Annotated in this window: 18 protein-coding genes; 7 read left to right on the forward strand and 11 right to left on the reverse strand. The window is 74.6% G+C overall.

All coding sequences use genetic code 11. The features are described from left to right. Positions 1 to 72: 72 nt before the first annotated feature. A complete protein-coding gene (locus OG956_RS34310) occupies positions 73 to 435 on the forward strand; it encodes an ArsR/SmtB family transcription factor (RefSeq protein WP_330341909.1) in 363 nt (120 codons plus the stop codon). Between the two features lie 266 nt (positions 436 to 701). Next, the gene (locus tag OG956_RS34315; RefSeq protein ID WP_330341910.1) at positions 702 to 2,405 is read left to right on the forward strand and encodes an LCP family protein; all 1,704 of its coding nucleotides are present in this window, start codon (positions 702 to 704) and stop codon (positions 2,403 to 2,405) included. A 22-nt stretch (positions 2,406 to 2,427) separates the two neighbouring features. Here OG956_RS34315 and OG956_RS34320 read toward each other — a convergent pair whose 3' ends face one another. The 4 genes from OG956_RS34320 to OG956_RS34335 form a co-directional block, all read right to left on the reverse strand. Next, positions 2,428 to 2,661, reverse strand: a complete 234-nt coding sequence (locus OG956_RS34320) for a hypothetical protein (protein WP_330341911.1) — start codon at positions 2,659 to 2,661, stop codon at positions 2,428 to 2,430. Positions 2,662 to 2,745: 84 nt separating this feature from the next. Continuing rightward, a complete protein-coding gene (locus tag OG956_RS34325) occupies positions 2,746 to 3,615 on the reverse strand; it encodes a class II glutamine amidotransferase (protein WP_330341912.1) in 870 nt (289 codons plus the stop codon). A 121-nt stretch (positions 3,616 to 3,736) separates the two neighbouring features. Further along, a complete protein-coding gene (locus tag OG956_RS34330) occupies positions 3,737 to 4,651 on the reverse strand; it encodes a TIGR01777 family oxidoreductase (RefSeq protein WP_330341913.1) in 915 nt (304 codons plus the stop codon). 87 nt (positions 4,652 to 4,738) lie between these two features. Then, entirely contained in the window at positions 4,739 to 5,683 is a 945-nt protein-coding gene (locus OG956_RS34335) for a TIGR01777 family oxidoreductase (RefSeq protein WP_330341914.1), read from the reverse strand. A 114-nt stretch (positions 5,684 to 5,797) separates the two neighbouring features. Here OG956_RS34335 and OG956_RS34340 point away from each other — a divergent pair, with 114 nt between their 5' ends. After that, positions 5,798 to 6,550, forward strand: a complete 753-nt coding sequence (locus OG956_RS34340) for a class I SAM-dependent methyltransferase (protein WP_330341915.1) — start codon at positions 5,798 to 5,800, stop codon at positions 6,548 to 6,550. Position 6,551: 1 nt separating this feature from the next. Here OG956_RS34340 and OG956_RS34345 read toward each other — a convergent pair whose 3' ends face one another. Then, positions 6,552 to 9,701: an amidohydrolase family protein gene (locus OG956_RS34345; RefSeq protein ID WP_330341916.1), complete on the reverse strand. Its 3,150-nt coding sequence runs from the start codon at positions 9,699 to 9,701 to the stop codon at positions 6,552 to 6,554. 162 nt (positions 9,702 to 9,863) lie between these two features. Further along, complete coding sequence (locus OG956_RS34350) at positions 9,864 to 11,198, reverse strand: hypothetical protein (RefSeq protein ID WP_330341917.1); 1,335 nt, start codon at positions 11,196 to 11,198, stop codon at positions 9,864 to 9,866. 113 nt (positions 11,199 to 11,311) lie between these two features. On the opposite strand from OG956_RS34350, the gene OG956_RS34355 reads away from it, so the two are divergent. Beyond that, positions 11,312 to 12,547, forward strand: coding sequence for a molybdopterin-dependent oxidoreductase (locus tag OG956_RS34355; RefSeq protein ID WP_330341918.1), 1,236 nt, complete (start codon positions 11,312 to 11,314; stop codon positions 12,545 to 12,547). A 313-nt stretch (positions 12,548 to 12,860) separates the two neighbouring features. Here the strand turns inward: OG956_RS34355 and OG956_RS34360 are convergent, their stop codons facing one another. Genes OG956_RS34360 through OG956_RS34370 form a run of 3 tightly spaced genes read right to left on the reverse strand, consistent with a single transcriptional unit; the run spans position 12,861 to position 14,928 of the window. Continuing rightward, positions 12,861 to 13,625, reverse strand: a complete 765-nt coding sequence (locus tag OG956_RS34360; RefSeq protein ID WP_330341919.1) for a class I SAM-dependent methyltransferase — start codon at positions 13,623 to 13,625, stop codon at positions 12,861 to 12,863. Beyond that, on the reverse strand, positions 13,622 to 14,239 hold the full coding sequence (locus tag OG956_RS34365; RefSeq protein WP_330341920.1) for a TIGR04282 family arsenosugar biosynthesis glycosyltransferase: 618 nt from the start codon (positions 14,237 to 14,239) through the stop codon (positions 13,622 to 13,624). The genes OG956_RS34360 and OG956_RS34365 overlap by 4 nt, the downstream gene beginning before the upstream one ends. Further along, positions 14,236 to 14,928 carry a glycosyltransferase family 2 protein gene (locus tag OG956_RS34370; protein ID WP_330341921.1) on the reverse strand — a complete coding sequence of 231 codons (693 nt, stop codon included), beginning with the start codon at positions 14,926 to 14,928 and terminating at the stop codon, positions 14,236 to 14,238. The genes OG956_RS34365 and OG956_RS34370 overlap by 4 nt, the downstream gene beginning before the upstream one ends. A gap of 111 nt (positions 14,929 to 15,039) precedes the next feature. Between OG956_RS34370 and OG956_RS34375 the strand changes: the two genes are divergently transcribed. Continuing rightward, positions 15,040 to 15,939 carry a response regulator transcription factor gene (locus OG956_RS34375; RefSeq protein ID WP_330341922.1) on the forward strand — a complete coding sequence of 300 codons (900 nt, stop codon included), beginning with the start codon at positions 15,040 to 15,042 and terminating at the stop codon, positions 15,937 to 15,939. A gap of 2 nt (positions 15,940 to 15,941) precedes the next feature. After that, positions 15,942 to 17,060 (forward strand): sensor histidine kinase, encoded by a 1,119-nt coding sequence (locus tag OG956_RS34380; RefSeq protein ID WP_330341923.1) that lies wholly within the window; start codon positions 15,942 to 15,944, stop codon positions 17,058 to 17,060. A 62-nt stretch (positions 17,061 to 17,122) separates the two neighbouring features. Here the strand turns inward: OG956_RS34380 and OG956_RS34385 are convergent, their stop codons facing one another. Next, on the reverse strand, positions 17,123 to 18,124 hold the full coding sequence (locus OG956_RS34385; RefSeq protein WP_330341924.1) for an NAD-dependent epimerase/dehydratase family protein: 1,002 nt from the start codon (positions 18,122 to 18,124) through the stop codon (positions 17,123 to 17,125). A gap of 513 nt (positions 18,125 to 18,637) precedes the next feature. Between OG956_RS34385 and OG956_RS34390 the strand changes: the two genes are divergently transcribed. After that, the gene (locus OG956_RS34390; RefSeq protein ID WP_330341925.1) at positions 18,638 to 19,510 is read left to right on the forward strand and encodes an SGNH/GDSL hydrolase family protein; all 873 of its coding nucleotides are present in this window, start codon (positions 18,638 to 18,640) and stop codon (positions 19,508 to 19,510) included. A gap of 18 nt (positions 19,511 to 19,528) precedes the next feature. Here the strand turns inward: OG956_RS34390 and OG956_RS34395 are convergent, their stop codons facing one another. Beyond that, complete coding sequence (locus OG956_RS34395) at positions 19,529 to 20,320, reverse strand: SDR family NAD(P)-dependent oxidoreductase (RefSeq protein WP_330341926.1); 792 nt, start codon at positions 20,318 to 20,320, stop codon at positions 19,529 to 19,531. Positions 20,321 to 20,400: the final 80 nt, after the last annotated feature.

Raw genomic sequence — 20,400 nt, forward strand, 5'->3', positions numbered from 1 at the left:
TGACCGGGCGCCTACAGTGGGTGGGCGCAGACGAGTCGCCGGTGACGGCGAGGGCGGGGACGGGAGAGGACTGTGCCGGAGAACGCCGCGGGCTTCGAGGACCCGTCCGCCGAGGTGCTCGCCGAGGCCGCCGCGGCGTTCGGTCTGCTCGCCTCCCCCGCCCGGCTGCATCTGATGTGGGCCCTGGCGGAGGGTGAGAGCGATGTCACGCATCTCGCCGACCGGGTGGGCGGAGCGCTGCCCGCGGTCAGCCAGCACCTGGCGAAACTGAAGCTCGCCGGACTCGTCGGCTCGCGCCGGGAGGGCCGGCGGCAGGTCTACTTCATAGGCGACCCGGACGTCGTGGCGCTGGTCCGGCTGATGGTGGAGCAGCTGACCGCGCGCTCCGCGCAGGCGCCGGCCCCGGTCCGCCCGCTGCGTCGGAGCGGTGGCTGAGCACCCCGCGACCGGGGCCGCCGATGCGGTGCCGGGTGCTGTCAGTGTGGTGTGGCTCACACCTTCATACAGAACACTTATATAAGGCGCGTACACTCCGGCTTCCATACCGTTTGCGGTCCGCACGGCGGTTCCACGAGGTGCCTCGCCTGTGAAGCGTGTGTGTATTTGTGCTGTTCGGGCCCCAGGTTTGTTAGATTGCGCAACCATGCAAGCAAGGCGGAGCCACGGGCTTCGCCCCGCCGGACCGTTCATGGGAGTGGGAGATGAGCGACCCGTGGGACGGGCCCGCCGGGCAGGCCACGCGCAGCCGTAGCGCGCGGGTGCCGGGACAGCGCGTGGCCGAGCCCGACGGGACGCGCCAGCCGGGCGGCCGGGCGGCGGCCCGGGCGGCTGCCCGCGGGCGCGGCACGAGAGGTCGCCGGGCCCGTCCGGTGGGCCGTGCCAAGAAGGCCCTGAAGGGCCTCGGGATCGGCATGTCGGTCGTCATCGTGGTCACGGCGGGCGCGGGCTGGTGGTTCTACGAGCACCTGAACGGCAACATCCACAGCCTCTCGCTCGACGGCAAGGGCGGCAGCGAGAAGGCCGACGCCTTCGGCCGCACCCCGATCAACATCCTGGTGATGGGCTCGGACGGCCGCACCAGCGCGGCCGACTGCAAGCTCGGCGGCGGCTGCTCGAAGACCGGGGTGCAGAGCGGCAGCAACGCGGACGTGGAGATGGTGGTGCACATATCCGCCGACCGCTCCAACGCGACGGTGATGAGCATCCCCCGCGACACCATGACCCAGGTCCCGGCCTGCAAGGACAGCGAGTCCGGCCGGTCCACGTCCGGCTACTACGGCCAGATCAACAGCGCCCTGCAGTACGGTCCCGCCTGCCAGGTGGCCACCGTCCACCAGCTCACCGGCATCCCCATCGACCACTTCGTCAAGCTCGACTTCTCCGGTGTCGTGAAGATGTCCGACGCGGTCGGCGGCGTCTCCGTCTGCGTCAGCGACGACGTGTACGACACCTACTCCCACCTGAAGCTGTCCAAGGGCACCCACACCCTCAAGGGCGAGGGCGCGCTGGAGTTCGTGCGCTCCCGGCACGGCTTCGGCGACGGCAGCGACCTCGGGCGTACGATCTCGCAGCACATCTTCCTCAGCGCGATGATCCGCAAGTTCAAGAGCGCGGGCACGCTCACCGACCCGACCGCGGTCTACGGTCTGGCCGACGCCGCCACCAAGGCGCTGACCGTGGACGACGGCCTGGGCAGCGTGAACAAACTGATCTCGCTCGCGGCGGACGTGAACAAGGTGCCGACGAAGCGGATGACGTTCACGACCATGCAGACGGCCCCCGACCCGAACAACAAGGACCGGGTGGTGGTCGGCCCGGGCGCCAAGACCCTGTTCGCCACCATCGCCGACGACCAGTCGCTGACCACCGGCTCCGGCAAGAAGTCCACGGCGGCCTCGGCGACCGCGAAGGCCACCGCCCCGGCCGTGCCCGCCTCGCAGATCGCCGTCACCGTGGAGAACGGCACCGCGGTCACCGGCCGCGCCTCGGACATCGCGACCGCGCTCACCGACCAGGGCTTCAGCTCCGGCACCACCACGGCCAACGCGCCGAGCCCGGCGACGGCCACCACCCTCACCTACGGCACGGGCCAGAAGGCGCAGGCCACGACCGTCGCCAAGGCGCTCGGACTGCCCGCCTCGCATCTGAAGCAGGGCACCGGCACCGGTCTGACCCTGGTCATCGGCAGCGACTGGACCAGCGGCACCAGCTACCCGGGCGGCGGTTCCTCGGCGGCACCGGCCGACACCAAGACGGCCGTGGGAGGCGCCCACGCCTCGACCGCCGACCAGGCCAAGACCTGCGCCAAGGTCAGCCCGTACAAGACGGTCAGCCTCAACGGCGTGGCCATGACCCCGTCCCAGGCGTACGCGGCGGCGCGGGGCAAGCCCGACTCGGACGACTGACCGGCGGGGCCCGCCGCGCCGGTCAGGGACTGGCGATGTCGAAGCCGTACCGCAGGGGCTCCTCGGTGACGCCGTAGTCACGCCGGTAGAGGTACACCGCCTCGGCGCGTACGCCGCCGGGCGGTGCGGCCTCGATCCGGCAGGGGTACGTCACCTGGACCACGCGCGGCCGGCCGGAGACCTTCATCCGCAGCCCGTCCGCCGGCCCGCCCTCGAGCACGGCGGTCTCCCAGCCCGTCACGTCGGTAGTCTCCACGGCGAAAAGTTTACGGCTTGCGCAAGTTTCGGCCTGGTGAGCCCGGTCACCGGCTGCCCGCCGCACGCACCTCGGTCCCTGCCGCTACGCGGGCCGCTGGGAGGCGGCCGCGGCGGGGTGCAGGTCGGACAGGCTCAGCGGGCGGGCCGGGGGACCGGGCAGGGCGATGCGGGAGGTCACCCGGAGATCGGGGCCGACGTGCAGCAGCTCGCCGGACGCGAGGAGCCGCCAGCCGGGGCTCTCGTCCAGGCGCTCGCTGGCCACCACGACCGACGGACGATCGGCCAGATGCGCCGAGCGCACCCGCAGATGACCGTCCCGGCCGGCGTGGTCCAGATGCCGTGCCCCGTGCGAACCGCCGGCCGGGCGCTGGAGCGCGTACAGCTCGTGGGTGGCGGGGTAGCGCAGCGCCCACAGCTCCCGGGCGGTGACGAGGACGACGTTGAGGGCGTAGAGGGGCAGGTTCGCGGCGACCCAGCGTGCCGCGGCCACCAGGCCGGCGGACACGTCCCCGCCACGCGCCGCGGTCTCCCGTGTGGCCAGGGCGAAGAACCGCTCGGAGTCGGTGTCCCCGCGCACGCGCGCGAGATCCTCGCCCAGATGCCGGTCCAGCTCGTCCAGCCCCTCGATCACCCCGTTGTGCGCGAACAGCCGCCCGTCCTGCTCGAAGGGATGGGTGTTGAGCAGGTCGAGGCCCCCGGTCGAGGCGTACCGCAGATGCGCGAGGAAGGTGGCCGACTCCACCTCCCGGGCCTCCCGGGCGAACGCGCGGTCCTCGTAGGCGGCGATCGGCGCCTTGTGCACCTCGGGGGCGCCGTCCGCGGCGAAGAACCCGAGACCGGTGCCGTCGGGTTCGCGGTGGCTCTGCGCGCTGAGACTGTCGGGCGCGTCCAGCAGCCAGAACGTGGCGTGCGTGCGGAGCGGGGCGCTGGTCAGCCCGAACAGTCGGCACACGGCGTCCTCCTCGTCGCCCGTCTTCCGCCGGGCCCGTCAGCCGGGCCCCGCCCGGCGACCATGGTCCCGCGCGCGGGACCAACCCGCACGCGCTGTCCGGGCGAGTCCGGTCCGGGCTTCGTCAACCGGCCGGTCGCAGCGCCGCGTCGAGCGCGCCGTCGATCGTCGGATGGGCGAAGGCGAAGCCCGCCCGCTGCAGGGCGGCCGGTACGACGCGTGCGCTGCAGGTGATGCTCTCGGCGAACCCGCCGAGCGCCGCGCGCAGGGCGAAGGCGGGTACGGCGGCGAGGGCCGGCCGGTGCAGGGCACGGCTCAGGGCCCGGGTCACCTCGCGGTTCGTGACCGGTTCCGGCGCCGTGAAGTTGACCGGCCCGGAGAGCTCCTCGGTGGTGAGCGCGAAGCGGAGCGCCGCGATCTGGTCCGTCAGCGAGATGAACGGCCAGTACTGGTCGCCCGATCCGAGCCGGCCGCCCAGACCGAGACGGAAGAGCGGGAAGAGCCGGCCGAAGGCGCCGCCCTCGGCGGAGACCACGAGGCCGGTGCGCGGGTGCACCACCCGGATCCCGGCCTGCCGGGCCGGGTCGGCGGCCGCCTCCCAGGCGACGCAGACGCCGGCCAGGAAGTCGTCGCCGGCCGGCTCGCTCTCGTCCACGACGCGTGCGCCGGTGTCGCCGTAGTAGCCGGTCGCGGACGCGGAGACCAGGACGCGCGGCGGGTCGGCGCACGCGGCGCAGGCCCGCGCGACGGCGTCGGTGCCGCGCACCCGGCTGTCACGGATCTCCCGCTTGTAGGCGGCGGTCCACCGCTTGTCGCCGACTCCCGCGCCGGCGAGATGGACGACCGCGTCGACACCGTCCAGCGCACCGGGATCGACCCGGCCCGCGACCGGATCCCAGTGCGCGGACGCGCTGCCGTCGTGCGGGGCGGCCCCGGAGCGGCCCCGGACCAGGCGGACCACCTGGTGGCCGTCCGCGAGGAGGGAACGGGTGAGGGCGGAGCCGATGAGCCCGGTCGATCCCGTGATCGCGACGCGCATGGCGTCCTCCAGAGGGGGTGCGTGCTTCACCTGCCTGCCGTGCCGCACGATACCCCGGCTGCTTGCAGTTTCAAGTAAGCGCCCGCGTCACCGGGACTCCTTCACCCGGCGTACGAGGTCCGCGGCGGCCGGCGGCCAGTCGGGATACGCGAAGCCGAACCCGGCCGCACGGAGCCGGCCCGGGACCACCCGGCGGCTCTTGAGCAGCAGCTCCGTGTCCGAGCGCAGCGCGAACGCCCCCAGCTCCGCCATCCACCGGGTCGCCGGCAGCCCCACGGGAACGCCCCGCGCCGCGCGCAGCGCCCGCATGAACTCCCGCTGCGGCAGCGGGCCGGGGGAGGCGAGGTTGACCGGTCCCTCGATGTCGTCCCGGTCGATCAGGAACTGCACCGCCCGAACGAAGTCGGTGTCGTGGATCCAGGACACGTACTGCGCGCCACCGGCGACGGGGCCGCCCAGCCCGAGCCGTACCAGCCCCAGCAGGACGTCGAAGACCCCTCCGCGGTCGGGGCTCATCACCATCGCGGTGCGCAGGGCCACCTTGCGCGTCGCCGGCACGGACGCCTCGGCCTGGGCGCGTTCCCAGTTCCTGGCGATGCCGACGCTGTAGGACCAGTAGCCGGGGACGCCCGGCTCCGAGCCGCCGAGCACGCCGGTCTCCTCGTCGTTCGCCGCGTCGAAGCGATGGGCGTAGATCGTCGCCGTGCTCATCTGCAGCCACACCCGCGGCGGACGCGGCGCGGCGGCGATCGCTTCCCCCACCACGCGCGCCGAGGCCACCCGCGAATCCATCATGGCCCGCAGGTTCTCGGGGGTGTAGCGGCAGGAGACGCTGCGGCCGGCCAGGTTGACGACGGCATCGCTGCCGTCGATCACCTCGGCCCAGCGGCCGAGCGTCGCGCCGTCCCAGCCGACCTGCCGCTCCCGCGTCGGATGCCGGGTCAGCACGGTGACCTCATGGCCGGCCGCCGTCAGCGCACGGTCGAGAATCGTCCCGACCTGTCCGGTTCCCCCGGGCAGAATCACCTTCATGGTGCCCCCTTGGTTGGTGCGCCCAGAGTACCCCCGATTTTGAACGCGTTCAAAATCGGGGGTGTCACAGTAATTCGCTGGACAACTCGCCCGCCGACGGCGAGCGTTGGCGCAATGGAGCAGGAGAGGATCTGGGACGCGGCCGCGGCCCAGCGGTACGACACGCCCGGCACCGGCATGTTCGCGCCCGAGGTGCTGACGCCCACGGTGACACGTCTCGCCGAGCTGGCGGAGGGCGGAGCGGCCCTGGAGTTCGCGATCGGGACCGGCCGGGTCGCGGTCCCGCTCGCCGAACGGGGCGTTCGCGTCACCGGCATCGAGCTGTCCGGGCCGATGGTGGAGCAACTGCGGACCAAGGCCGACGAAGCCACGATCCCCGTCGTCATGGGCGACATGGCGACGACCCGCGCCCCGGGGACGTACAGCCTCGTCTACCTCGTCTACAACACGATCTCCAACCTGCTCACGCAGGCCGAGCAGGTCGAGTGCTTCCGCAACGCCGCCCGGCATCTCGCACCGGGCGGCCGGTTCGTGATCGAACTGTGGGTGCCCGAGCTGCGCACGCTCCCCCCGGGCAAGGTTGCCACCGTGTGGCGCGCCGACCCCGGGTACGTCGGGCTGGACACCTACGACATCCTCAACCAGCGTGTGGTCTCGCACCACTTCCACTTCGACGGCGGCGAAGGGACGCACGAGGCCCGGCTGTACCGCAGCCCGCACCGCTACATCTGGCCGTCCGAACTCGACCTCATGGCCCGGCTGGCGGGATTCGAGCTGGAGTCCAGGCACGCCGACTGGTCCGGCGCCGAGTTCACCGCCGAGTCGCGTGGGCACGTCTCGGTGTACCGGCTTCCGGTGGCGGCCTAGGCTAGGCCCTGTCGTCCGCGCCGGGATGGCAGCACGACCCGCGCCGGAGCCGGTCGGCCACCTGCGGCCAGGACATGCCCCGCGGAGGTGCGTGCACGCCGGCGGGCCGGTGCGCCGACGTCAACTCGGCCTGGGTGTACGGGACTCCCTCGCGTACCACGACCGGCACGTCGATCAGGGTGCCGAAGTCGGAGAACGGGTCGCCGTCGACGAGCGTCAGGTCGGCGATCCTGCCCTCCTCGACCGTGCCGAGATCGGCGTCCAGACCGAAGAGACGGGCCGGTGCGAGCGTCGCGGTGTGCAGGGCCTCGGCGGCCGTGAAGCCGTGCGCGTGCAGGGCGCGCAGGGCCAGGTGCAGGGAGAGACCGACGGGCACCAGGGGCGCGTCGGTGCCCAGCGCGATACGGGCGCCGTGCGCGGCCAGCCGCCGGTAGTCCGCCATCTCCGTGGCCAGGGCCCGCTGCTGCGCCTGCGTGGGCGCGGTCCGGGCGCGTTCGCGGACGGCGGCCGTGTCCCACGGCGGCATCAGGCGCGTCACCCGCGGATCCTCGGCCAGCCGGGGATCGGCGGCGAGCAGGATCTGCGCGCTGAACGGCGTGATGACCAGGGCGAACGAGCCGTCGGCGTACTGGTGCACCACGTCCTGGCCGATGCGGCCGAGCGGGCTGACGGCGTGCCCGTACTCCAGCCGCTGGGTGGCCTGCAGATGGGTGGTCAGGTCCTGGCCCGCCGCCCGCCCCGGCGCGCACAGATGGCTGCCGCTGGGCACGCCCAGCGCGTGGGCGGCCCCGGCCGCCTCGGCCATGACCTCGCCCGCGGCGCGCACATACGTCTTCACGAAGTCGACGTCCAGGGCGGCGGCCCGCCGCAGCGTGCGCCGGACACCGTCCCGGGTGCGGTGGGCGCGCCCCATGCTGTACGCGGTGCGCGCGCCGTCGATCAGTTCGGCGCAGGCGAGCTGCCGCGGGCCGAGCAGAGCACCGTGCGCGGCCGCCTCCCGCAGCCGCACCGCGTCGTACAGCGGGCCGCCCAGGCAGAACGTGGTCGTGATGCCGTACGCGAGCGTCGTCAGGCTCTGCCGGGCGCCGTAGGTCGCCGCGTACGGGTGGGTGTGGCTGTCGACGAGACCGGGGACGACGGTGCGGCCGGAGGCGTCGAGGGTGCGGTGCCCGGGACGCCGGGCACGGTGCGGCTCCACAGCGGTGATGCGGGCGCCGCTGACGAGGATGTCGACGTCGTGCCGGGGCGGTGCGCCGGTGCCGTCCCACAGCTGCCCGGCGTGGATCCGCAGCGGCTCCGCCGGGACGGTCGCGCCGCGCCGCGAGGTCAGGCGCACCGGGAGCGTGCGGGCGCGCGCCGTGGCGACGGAGACCCGGCGCAGCCGGCCCGCGGAGAGGTAGAGCAGGGCGCCGGAGTCCCCGGACCAGCTGGGGTGGTCGGCCGGCTCGTCGGTGAGCCGGCGGGCGGCACCGGCCGGGGCACCGTCGGCGGTCACCGGCAGCAGCCACAGGGCGGACTCGGCCACCAGCGCCATCCAGCGTCCGTCCGGGGACCACACCGGCCCGGAGGCGACCCGGTCGGACAGCGACTGGTGCTCGGCGGGCAGGTGGCGGCGCTCGCCGCCGGTGCGGGTGTCGATGACGCGGATGAGGTTGTATCCCTCGCGGAAACGCTGGTTGAGCCGGTTCCGGTCGCAGAAGGCCACGTACCGTCCGTCGGGCGACCAGGTCGGCGCGCCGGGCGGACCGTCGGTGGCCAGCGGCCGGGCCAGCACCTCTTCGGCGCCCGTGGCCAGGGTGCGCACCAGCAGGTTCCCGGTCACGTCCTGGCAGGCCAGCCGGGTGCCGTCCGGTGACAGCGCGGGATACAGCCGGCCGCCCCCGGTCAGCGGCTCGTCGGCGCCGCTGTGAAGGTGGTGACGGCGGACGGCCACCAGCCCGTCCCGGTCGGTGCAGTACAGCACGCTGCGCCCGTCCGGCGCCCACGCCGGCATCTGCAGCAGGTGCACGTCGGCGGCCCGCAGCAGCGTGCGCGGAGCACCGCCGACGGGCATCAGCCACAGCGCGTTCAGCGCCACGAACGCCACGCTGCGCCCGTCCGGGGACAGGGCCGGCCGGTGCAGGCCGCGCACCGGGGCCGGTGAGTCCTGCGCGAGCGGCGCCCGGCGCCGTCGCCGGGACGCAGCGGGCACCGGCATCCGGGCGGTGAAGGGCACCTCCCGCACCGAGGAGCCGGCGAGGGAACGTACGCGGATCCGGCCGTCACCGACGTACAGCAGCTCGTCCTCGTCCAGCCAGCACGGCGGGGCGGCCGCCAGGTCCTCGTGCTTCGAGACGGCCTGACCGTCGACCATCAGCCAGGCCGCGCCGGCCGGCAGCGCCGGGCTGCTCGCGCCGGTCAGTTGCAGATGGGCGATCCGCCCCGAGGGTGACACGGACGGGCACAGCAGCCGCCCCTCGGCCACCGTGCGCAGCACCTCGGCCGGGCCGCCCGAGACCGGCACCCGGACCAGCGACCGACCGCCGTCGTTGCCGCCGCCCGGCGTGTGCGCGGCGCGCACGCACACCAGCGAGCGCCCGTCCGCCGACCAGGCCGGGTCGAAGTCCTCGAAGTCGCCGCCCGTGAGCCGCCGCAGCCGGCCGTCGGACACGTCCAGCACCCACAGCCCGTAGGAGGAACCGGTCGTGGCGTCGCCGCCCCGTTCGGAGGAGAAGGCCAGCCGTGTGCCGTCCGGCGACCAGGCGGCCCCGCGGTCGTCCCAGGGCCCGTCCGTCAACCGCCGCAGTCCGCCGCCGTCCGGCCGCAGCACCCACAGATGGAAGCCGCCCCCGCGATACCCGCCCACGGCCAGCGTCCTGCCGTCGGGGGACAGCACGGGGCGGGTGGCCTCCAGCTCCCAGCCCGTCACCTGTACGGCCGTACCGCCGCCCCGCGGCACCCGCCACAGCACCCCCTGGATCTCGGCGATCAGATCACCGCCGGCCCGGCTGCCGGTCACCGAACCTCCGGTGATCCGCGTGCAGGTGACGAACCGTGCACCGCCGCCCGCGTCCCTCACGGGCGCCGCTGCCGCCGCTCCTGTGGAGACCGCCGTGACCACTCCCGCCGCCGTGCCGAGAAACCCGCGCCGTCCGATCCCGCCGAAAGCCATGCCCTGTCCTTCCTGCCGTCCCCGTTCAGCGAAGTGGCAGCGGTACGTCCCGCACCAGTACGCGATTCCGGCCACACCGGCGTCACGTCACGCCCAGGGCAACGCCGGTGACGGACGGCGGTCACGGGGCGTCACTCCTGCGGCCAGGCCCGGCCGGGAGGCTCACCAACCGGTCAGCAGCAGGTGGTTGAGGAGCAGGGCCAGGACCGCCTGGGCGGCCAGCCAGGGGCGGGGGCGGGGGAGGAGGGTGCAGGCGGGGAGCAGCCAGAGGGCGAAGGGCAGCCAGATGCGTTCCGTCTCCGCCTTGCTCATGCCGGACAGGTCCGCGATCAGGAGGGCGAGCAGCGCCGCGGTGACGAGGAGAGCGAGGGATGTCTGCGGCGGGCGCCCGGGGCCGGACCCGGGAAGCAGGGCCGTGGTCGTGCGGAGCAGGCCCGCCGCCGTCGCCGGGCCGGTGATCACGGCGGTGCAGGCGAGGTTGGCCCAGACCCAGTAGCCGTAGGGGCGGGTGCCGCCGACGCCCTGGTAGTAGCGCGTGACGAGGAGGTGGTACGCGTGCCACCAGTCGAAACCGGCGAGCGTGAACACCACGGGGAACACGGCCAGTCCGGCGAGCAGGGACAGCACGAGAAAGGGGCGTTCCCGTAGCCCGCCGCGGGCGAGGACGACGACGGCCGCGCCGATCAGGGCGAACAGCGTGAGGCCGTAGGACAGGTAGCAGGTCAGGCCGAAGAGCAGTCCCGAGGCCGCCGCGCACCCGTGGGACCGCCGGGTCAGGGCCAGGGCGAGCAGCGCCAGGGACCAGGCGGCGACGGCCGCGAAGTAGGCGTCGGCGGAGGCCCCCTGCCACACCGCGGCCGGGGCGAGCACCAGGAACGGCGCGGCGCGGCGCGCGAGCACCTCGCCGGCCAGCGCGCGCAGCGCGATCAGCACGGCCGCACACCCCGTCGCGCCGACGGTGATGCACCACATCCCGGCCCAGCCGCCGCCGCGCAGCCCGATCCGGTCCAGCAGCACGAAGGTGAGCGTCGCCGCCGGCGGATGGCCGGCGATGTGCGCGGGCCACGGGTCGGGTGTCCCGCTGACGATGTGGTGCGTGAAGTCGCGCAGCGTGGCCGGGATGTCGTGGAAGCGGCCGATGACCCGGAGGTATTCGTTGCGGGTGGTCAGCCGGCCCGCGATGCCGCGCTGCCAGCCGTCGACCAGGGCGAGGGACACGATCCAGGCCAGGGCGCTCGCCCCGGCCGCCGCGAGCAGCGCGCGCCAGGGCAGCCGGGCCGCCACGGCGGGGCCGTACGCCACGACGGCCGCCGCCACCGCCAGGGCCGCCGGTGTGCCGGGCCCGAGATGCGGGTCCCAGTCGGCGAACAGCGGCGGCCAGTGCACGAACAGGGTGCGGCGGGTGTCCTGGATGTGCCGGCCGACGACGACCGCCGCCGTCACGAGGAGGGCGGCGGCGCACGCGGCGTACAGGTCACGGCGGAGAGATCGGGTCACACGGGCACGCTAGGCCGGGGGAGGGGCGCGCGGCCGCCGCGCGGGCCCGACGTCAGCGTTTCGTCACCGGTCGCGGGCCCTTTCCCAGGGGTCTCGCGGCCTACGGTCGGGACATGCGCGATCACCCCCGGCTTCCCACTTCCCCTGGTTTCTGGCGCAGCCCGCTGCGCGGCCCCTGGTTCACCTCGGTGCTCGGCCTCGTGCTGCTCGCCGGCATCACCGTCCTGTTCGTGACCGGCCTGGTGTCGTACGCCGCGTACAACCCCGGCCTGGCGCGGGTGAACGACCAGACACCGGACAAGGGCCTCCTGGGCTTCTACCTCTTCGCCTGGCCCACCGACCCGGTGTGGCTGTACCGGCTCACCCAGGGCGTCCATGTGACGCTCGGCATCACCCTGATCCCCGTTCTGCTGGCCAAGCTGTGGTCGGTGGTGCCGAGGCTGTTCACCCTGCCGCCGGCCCGCTCCCTCGCCCACGCCCTGGAGCGGCTCTCCCTGGTGCTGCTGGTCGGGGGAGGGCTGTTCGAGTTCACCACCGGCGTCCTCAACGTCCAGCTGGACTACGTCTTCCCCGGCTCCTTCTACCCGCTGCACTTCTACGGCGCCTGGGTGTTCTTCGCCGCGTTCCTGGCCCACGCGGCGCTCAAGACACCGGCCGCGGTGCGCACCGTACGCGGCAGGAGACGGCCGGAGGCCGGCGACCTGGTCGCCCCGCGCCCGGACGCGCCCACCACCTCCCGGCGCGGCGCGCTGGGGCTCGTCGGCGGCGGTTCGCTGCTGCTGTTCCTGACCACGGTCGGGCAGAGCCTCGGCGGCCCCTTCCGCCGCACGGCCCTGCTCGCGCCGCACGGCACGGCCGACCCCGGCGGCGGCCCGAACGGCTTCCAGATCAACAAGACCGCCGCCTACGCCGGCATCACGGCGGCCGACACGCACGAGGACGCCTGGCGGCTGGTCGTCACCGGCCGCACCGGAACCGTCCGGCTCAGCCGCGCCCAGCTTCTCCGACTGCCGCAGCACAGCGCCTCGTTGCCCATCGCCTGCGTGGAGGGCTGGTCCACCGCCGACCAGTGGTGGCGCGGCGTGCGGCTGCGCGACCTCGCGGCGCTCGTCGGGTACGACGGCGATCCGCCGGACGTCCTCGTGGAGTCCCTGCAGCGGCACGGCGCCTTCCGCCGTGCGGCCCTGCGCGCCAACCAGGTGGCCGACGGACGCTCCCTGCTCGCGCTCTTCGTCAACGGCGAGGAACTCTCCCCCGACCACGGCCACCCGGCCCGGATCATCGTCCCCGCGGCACCCGGGGTGCTGAACACCAAGTGGGTGGCCCGACTGACCTTCGGAGACCTGTGATGCCGCGACGCCCGAGCCTGGGCAGCCCCTTCCAACTGCTGCTGCTGGCCTGCTCGTTCGCCCTCGCCGCCTACGCCGGGATCCGGCTGTTCGCCGGTGACTGGTTCGGGGTGGCGCTGTGGATCGTGGGCGCCGCCCTGCTGCACGACCTCGTGCTGCTGCCGCTGTACACGGTCGCCGACCGGGCCGTCGTCCGCGGTCTCGGGGCGGCCGGAGGGCGCGGCCGGACGCTGTACGTCCGCGTCCCCGCGCTGCTGTCCGGGCTGCTCCTGCTCGTCTGGTTCCCGCTGATCAGCGGCATGACGGCGCGGCGCTACCGGTCGGCGACCGGACTCTCCCCGGACGGCTTCCTCACCCGCTGGCTGCTGATCACCGCCGTCCTCTTCGGCGGCTCGGCGCTGCTGCTGGTGCTGCGGGTGCTTCGGGTGCGCAGGGCGGCGAAGCACCGGCCGCCCGCGGACCACTGAGCGACCGGACGCCACCCGGCCCTGCGCGCGTACCGCAGCAGGGCCGGGGTGCCCAGGCGCGCCCACGGGAACGGGGCGCCGGCGGTGCGGGCACCGGCGACCGTGTCGACCACCTGCACCCGGGCGCGCTCGTCGACGTGCCCCGGCACCGTCTCGGCGATCAGCAGTCCGCCGGGGCGCAGCAGCGCGGCCACCCGCTGCAGCAGGGCGGCCGGCTCCCCGCCGATGCCGATGTTGCCGTCCATCAGCAGCACGGTGTCCCAGCGGCCCTCGCCGGGCAGCGGCTCGAACACCGAGCGCCGCAGCGCCTGTCCGCCGAGCCGGACGGTGTGGTCGACGGCGGCCTCGCTGACGTCGATGCCGAGCACGGTACGGCCCCGGGCGGCGAGCTCCGCCACCAGGCGGCCCGGCCCGCAGCCGACGTCCAGGACGGCGCCCTCGCAGCGGTCCAGCACCGCCCGGTCCACGGCGTCCGCGCGGGCGCACCAGCGCTCCACCTCCAGCGGCAGCAGCCAGCCGTCGGTGCGGCGCAGGAACAGCGGGCCGCGGCCGGAGCGCAGCGCGGCGGAGTAGGGGTCGGCGGCCGCCCAGGCGACGGAGCCGCCCGTCATCGCGGACCGGCCGGTGCGCAGCCGGCGAGCCGTGCCGCGAACCGGCCGTGCGGGGCCAGCGCGGCGACGGCCCGGGCGTCGTCGGCGGTGTCGACGTCCCGCAGCCGGGGCAGCTCCCGCACCCGCAGCCCGGCCGCGAGCAGCCGCTCGCGCTGCACGGCCCCGGTCACCGGCGTCGACATGGGCACGCCCCGCAGCAGCGCGGGGTCGGGCCGGGCCAGGCCCAGCGCCCAGAAGCCGCCGTCCTCGGCCGGACCGACGTACGCGTCGCAGTCCGCGAAGTCGACGGTGAGCAGCTCGGGCGTCACCTGCGGGGTGTCCATGCCGATGAGCAGCGCCGGCCCGGCGCAGTGCGCGAAGGCGTCCGCCAGCCGTTCGTCGAGTCCGCCCGCGCACTGCGGCAGCACCTCGAAGCCGGGCGGCAGCCAGGGGCCCGGCGTGCCGTCGAGGACGAGGACACGCCGGGTCGCGGGTGCCGCGGCCACCGCGTGCAGGGTGTCCACGAGCGCCGCCTCCGCGAGCCATGCGGCCTGCCGCGGGCTGAACGGCGGGGTCAGCCGGGTCTTGACCCGCCCCGGCAGCGGTTCCTTGGCGATGACGAGCAGCGTGGTCACCGTACGAGCTCCCCGCCGGCCGGGGTCTCCGCCAGCACGCGGCTCATGTCCCGCACGGCCTGCCAGGTGCCGCGCCAGGTGCCCGTGACCTTGGAGGCGCCGGTGCGCGGGCGGTAGGGCACGTCGCGCTCGGTGATGCGCCAGCCCGCGTCGGCCGCGCGGACGACCATCTGCAGCGGATAGCCGCTGCGCCGGTCGGTGAGGCCGAGCGCGAGCAGCGGCTCGCGGCGGGCGGCCCGCAGGGGACCGAGGTCGTGCAGGCGCAGCCCGGTGCGGCGGCGCAGCATCCGCGCCAGCGCCAGGTTGCCGGCGCGGGCGTGCACGGGCCAGGCGCCCCGGCCCTCGGGGCGGCGCCGGCCGAGGACCAGGTCGGCCGCGCCCTGCCGGATCTCCCGTACGAAGGGCACGAGCAGCGCGGGGTCGAGGGAGGCGTCGCAGTCGCAGAAACACACGATGTCGGCCGTGGCCGCGGTCAGTCCGGCGTGGCAGGCGGCGCCGAAGCCGCGGCGGGGTTCGTGCACCACCGTCGCGCCGAGTGCGCGGGCGATGCCGGGGGAGCCGTCGGTGGAACCGTTGTCGACGACGAGGGCGCGCCAGCCGGCCGGGATCCGGCCGAGCACCCAGGGCAGGGCGCCGGCTTCGTCCAGGCAGGGCAGCACCACGTCGACGTCCGCAGAAGTGGTCGTCACGGTTTCACCCTACGAACGCCGATCGGGCAAATCGGACTCATGGTCCTTACGAAACGCGGACACCCGGCCCGCGGCCCCACGGCGGCGGGCGCGCGGTGCGAGGCTGGAGGCATGCACTCGCCGTACGAGCCCCGAGGGACCGACGCCGCCGGCGCGACGGCCCGGATCCTGGTCGTGGACGACGATCCGACCGTCGCCGAGATCGTCACCGGATATCTGCACCGCGCCGGCTATGTGGTCGACCGCGCCGACGACGGGCCGACCGCCCTCACCCGCGCCGCCGCGCACCGGCCCGACCTGGTGGTGCTGGATCTGATGCTGCCCGGCATGGACGGCCTGGAGGTGTGCCGGCGGATGCGGGACGGCGGCCCCGTGCCGGTCATCATGCTCACCGCCCGCGGCGACGAGGACGACCGCATCCTCGGCCTGGAGGTCGGCGCCGACGACTACGTCACCAAACCCTTCAGCCCGCGCGAACTCGTCCTGCGCGTGGAGTCCGTGCTGCGCCGCAGCCGCCCCGCCGCCACCGGGCACCGGCTGGCCGCGGCCGGACTCTCCGTCGATCCCGATGCCCGCCGGGCCACCAAGAACGGCCGCGAACTCGCCCTCACCCTGCGGGAGTTCGACCTGCTCGCGTTCTTCCTGCGGCACCCGGGCCGCGCCTGCAGCCGCGAGGACCTGATGCGCGAAGTGTGGGGCTGGGACTTCGGCGACCTGTCGACCGTCACGGTCCACGTCCGGCGGCTGCGCGGCAAGATCGAGGACGACCCGGCCCGGCCCCGGCTGATCCGGACGGTGTGGGGCGTCGGCTACCGCTTCGAGCCGACCGCCACGACCGCCACCGACACCGACTCCGAGCACGGCCGGGCGACCGGCGCCGAGCGCGGCCTGGAGGCCGGTGCCGAGCGCGGCTTGGCGACTGGCGCCGAGCGCGGCTTGGAGACCGGCGCCGCATCCAGCCCCGAGTCCGGCACCGGACGCCGCTTCGGTCCCGGCGAGGCGGTGAACTGACCATGCGCGCCACGCTGCTCATCGCCCTGTACGCCTTCGCCGGCGCCGCGGCCGCGGGTGCCGCCGGTGCGGGTCTGCTGCGGCTGCTCCGGCGGCGCTCGCTCACCGCCTCCATCGCCGTGGTCGCGGCGGTCGGCGTCGTCGCCATGCTCGCGGGCACGCTCGCCGTCGCCTGGGCCATGTTCCTGTCCTCGCACGACCTGAGCGTGGTCACCACCGTCGTCGCCATGGCGGCCGTGGTCTCGCTCGTCACCGCGCTGCTCCTGGGCCGCTGGGTGGCCGCCCGCAGCCGTGAACTGGCCGACGCGGCCCGCTCGTTCGGCGACGCCGGCGCCTTCGCCGCCCCGCACGGGCCGGCCACCGCCGAACTGGACGCGCTCAGCCGCGAGCTGGCCGCCACCAGCGCGCGGCTCGCCGAATCCCGGGAACGGGAGCGCGCGCTGGAGAAGTCCCGGCGTGAACTGGTCGCCTGGATCTCGCACGATCTGCGCACCCCGCTGGCCGGGCTGCGCGCCATGTCGGAGGCGCTGGAGGACGGCGTGGCCGCCGACCCCGGCCGCTACCTCAAGCAGATCCGCACCGAGGTCGAACGGCTCAACGACATGGTCGGCGACCTCTTCGAACTCTCCCGCATCCACGCGGGCACGCTCCCGCTCAGCCCCTCCCGGATCTCCCTGTACGACCTGGTCGGCGACGCACTCGCGGGCGCCGACCCGCTCGCCCGGGAACACGGCGTACGTCTCGTGGGCGACCGCGTCGAACCCGTGCCGGTGGAGGTGGACGGCAAGGAGATGACCCGGGTGCTCGGCAACCTCCTGGTCAACGCGATCCGCCGGACCCCTCCCGACGGCACGGTCGCGGTGGCCGCCGAGCGCACCGCCGACGGAGTGGTCCTGTCCGTCACCGACGGCTGCGGCGGCATCCCCGAGGAGGACCTGCCACGGGTCTTCGACACCGGCTGGCGCGGCACCGACGCCCGCACCCCGCCGGCGGGCGCGGGCCTCGGCCTGGCCATCGTGCGGGGCATCGTGGAGGCCCACCAGGGCCGGGCCAGCGTGCAGAACATCCCCGGCGGGTGCCGCTTCGAGGTGACGCTGCCGGTTCCGGCGCCGGCGTCCTGAGGCCCGGGCGCCGTACCCGTGCCGCAGTGACTGCTCCCCAGGCGGCGGCAGCGCCCTCGCGGTCACTTCTCGCGCGGTACGGCCTCGGCGAACTCCCGCATGCCCTCGGCGAACCCGACCTGCGGCTTCCAGCCCAGGTCGGCCCGCAGCCGCGAGGAGTCGGCGGTGATGTGCCGCACGTCCCCCAGCCGGTACTCCCCGGTGACCACGGGCTCCGGCCCCCCGCACGCGCCGGCCAGCGCCGACGCCAGCTCGCCGACGGTACGGGGCTCGCCGCTGCCGGTGTTGTACGCCGTGAGCACGCCCGGCGCCGGGTCCGCCTCCAGGGCCGCCACGTTGGCCGCGGCCACGTCCCGGACGTGCACGAAGTCCCGCCGCTGCCGGCCGTCCTCGAAGACCCGGGGAGCCTCGCCGCGGGCGAGCGCCGAGCGGAAGAACGACGCGACACCCGCGTACGGCGTGTCGCGGGGCATCCGGGGCCCGTACACGTTGTGGTAGCGCAACGACACGGCCGAACCGCCGGTGCTGCGGGCCCAGGCGGCGGCCAGGTGCTCCTGGGCCAGCTTGGTCGCGGCGTACACGTTCCGGGGATCGGGCGCGGCGTCCTCGGCGACCAATCCGGGGCTCAACTCCGCCCCGCAGCGCGGGCAGGACGGCTCGAACCGGCCCGCGTCGAGATCGGCCACGGCCCGCGGGCCCGGCCGTACAGCCCCGTGCCGCGGGCAGGCGTACCGTCCCTCCCCGTACACCACCATCGAGCCCGCGAGCACCAGCCGCCGTACCCCCGCCCGGGCCATGGCCGCGACGAGCACGGCCGTGCCGAGATCGTTGCGCGAGACGTACTCCGCGGCGTCGGCGACGCCGTCGCCGAGGCCGACCATCGCCGCCTGGTGGCAGACGGCGTCCACACCGGCCAGCGCGCGGGCGACGGCCGCCGGGTTGCGGACGTCCGCTGCGGGATCGTCGCGGACGTCGTACACGAGCGGTTCGTGCCCGCTCGCCCGCAGCGCCTCGACGACATGGGACCCGATGAACCCGGCACCGCCGGTGACCAGTACACGCATACGGCCACGCTAGAGGCGGCCGGTGCCGGCCGCCGGTGGCGCGGCCGTTGCGTCACGACTCCGTAAGAGGTGGGGGCCGAGCCGTCCCGGGTCCGAACTCAGCCCGTCCTGGGCCCCCGCCGGGCGCCGAACCTCTCCCACTCCGCGGCCCACTGCTCCATGCGCCGCTCGTGCCGACGATCAGCCACGACGCGTTCCCCCAGAGGGGTGGAATAGCAGCATGTGTTCTTATTTGATCAGTTATGTGGATCACAGCGACCGGCGGAGTTTTTAAGAATCTCTGTCAACAGCGTTGACTGCGCGGTGCGGCGCCCGCACATTACCTATCGGTAGGACCAGCGGTAACCCCGCGAAACAGCACGTCATGGCCGTTGTGGCGGGTCCCCACGCCCACGCCCGACGGCAGGCACCTCCGCACGCTCTGAGCCGCCGCGTTCTCACGCACCGGGGGGCGGGCATCCCCGTGCCCGCCCCCCGGTGTTCCCCACCACGAGAAGAGAGAGCCCCACGCCCATGCCCAAGTCCGCCCTGCGCCGTGTCATGGCCGCGACGACCGCGCTCGCCGGCGCGCTGGTCCTCGGCCTCACCGCCGCACCCGCCCAGGCCTCCACCACCCTGAACTACGCCGCCCTCGGCGACAGTTACAGCGCAGGCTCCGGCGTCGTGCCCATTGACACGAGCAACCTGATCTGCCTGCGCTCCACGGCGGACTACCCGCACGTGCTGGCCGCCCGCACCGGCGCCCGGCTGACGGACGTCACCTGCGGCGCCGCCCAGACCAAGGACTTCACCGCGTCGCAGTACCCCGGCGTCGCCCCGCAGGCGGACGCGGTCGGCGCGGACACCGACCTGATCACGCTGACGATCGGCGGCAACGACAACGGCACCTTCATCGGCGCCATGCTCGCCTGCGGCAGCGCGGGCATCCTCAGCGGCGGCCAGGGCAGCCCGTGCAAGGACCTCTACGGCTCCTCCTTCGACGACACCATCGACGCCAAGACCTACCCCGCGCTGAAGAACGCCCTGCGCGCCGTGCGCGCCAAGGCCCCGAACGCCCGGGTGGCGGTGCTCGGTTACCCGTGGATCACGCCCGCCGAGGCGGACCCGTCGTGCTTCGCCAAACTGCCGATCGCCTCCGGTGACGTGCCGTACATGCACGCCCTCCAGGCCCATCTCAACGCGGTCGTGCAGCGCGCCGCGGAGGAGACCGGCGCCACGTTCGTGGACTTCTCCCAGGCGTCCGAGGGCCATGACGCGTGCCGGCCCGCCGGCACCCGGTGGATCGAGCCGCTGCTGTTCGGGCAGAACCTCGTCCCGGTCCACCCCAACGCGCTCGGCGAGCAGCGCATGGCGGAGCGCACCATGAGCGTGCTCGGCCTCGGCTGACTCCCGCGCCCGGCGAGATCAGGCGCGCGCGCCGCCGTCGACCCGCAGCACCGTCCCGGTCACGAAGGAGGCCCGGTCGCTGAGCAGCCAGGCGGCCGCCTCGGCGATCTCCTCCGGCGCGGCCCCGCGGCGCAGCGGGGTGACCGCCGTGAGCCGGTCCTGCAGCCCGGGGGACTCCGCCTCCCAGGCCCGGATCATCTCGGTCAGCGTGTTGCCGGGCGCGATCGCGTTGACCCGGATGCCCTCGGGGCCGTACGTCACGGCGGCCGACTCGGTCAGGCTGTTCACCGCCCGCTTCATCGCGCCGTACGCCGGGAGTTCGGGGTTGCCCCGCAGGCTGCCGACGGAGGAGTTGTTGACGATGGCGCCCGTCCCGGCGGTGGCGCGGATGGCGGCGACCTCGGCGACCATGGCCAGCCAGACGCTCTTGAGGTTCACCGTGTACAGCCGGTCGAAGTCGGCCTCCGGCAACTGGTCCATGGGGCCGGGCGGCTGGATGGCCGCCCCGTTGTTGAAGGCGATGTCGAGGCGGCCGTAGAGGTCCACGGTACGGTCCACGGCGGCCCGCACGCTCGCGGTGTCGGCGAGGTCGCACACCACGTAGTCCGCGGTGCCGCCCGCGGCCCGTACCTCCTCCGTGACCGCCTTCAGCTGCGCCTCCGTGCGAGCCGCGAGCAGGACCCGGGCCCCTTCCCGGGCGAACAGCCGTGCGGCGGCGGCGCCGATGCCGCGTCCGGCGCCGGAGACGAAGGCGGCCTTGCCGGCCAGCAGTCCCGGCCCGGACGTGTCCTTGCTCGGTGTGTGGTCCATGGCAGCCAGCCTGCGTCCGCGGGCGGGAGCCATCCAGGCACCGCCAGTACCTGGATCGCACGCCCGGCCCCGCGCACACT

The sequence above is a fragment of the Streptomyces sp. NBC_00557 genome, from assembly GCF_036345995.1.
Lineage (GTDB): Bacteria > Actinomycetota > Actinomycetes > Streptomycetales > Streptomycetaceae > Streptomyces.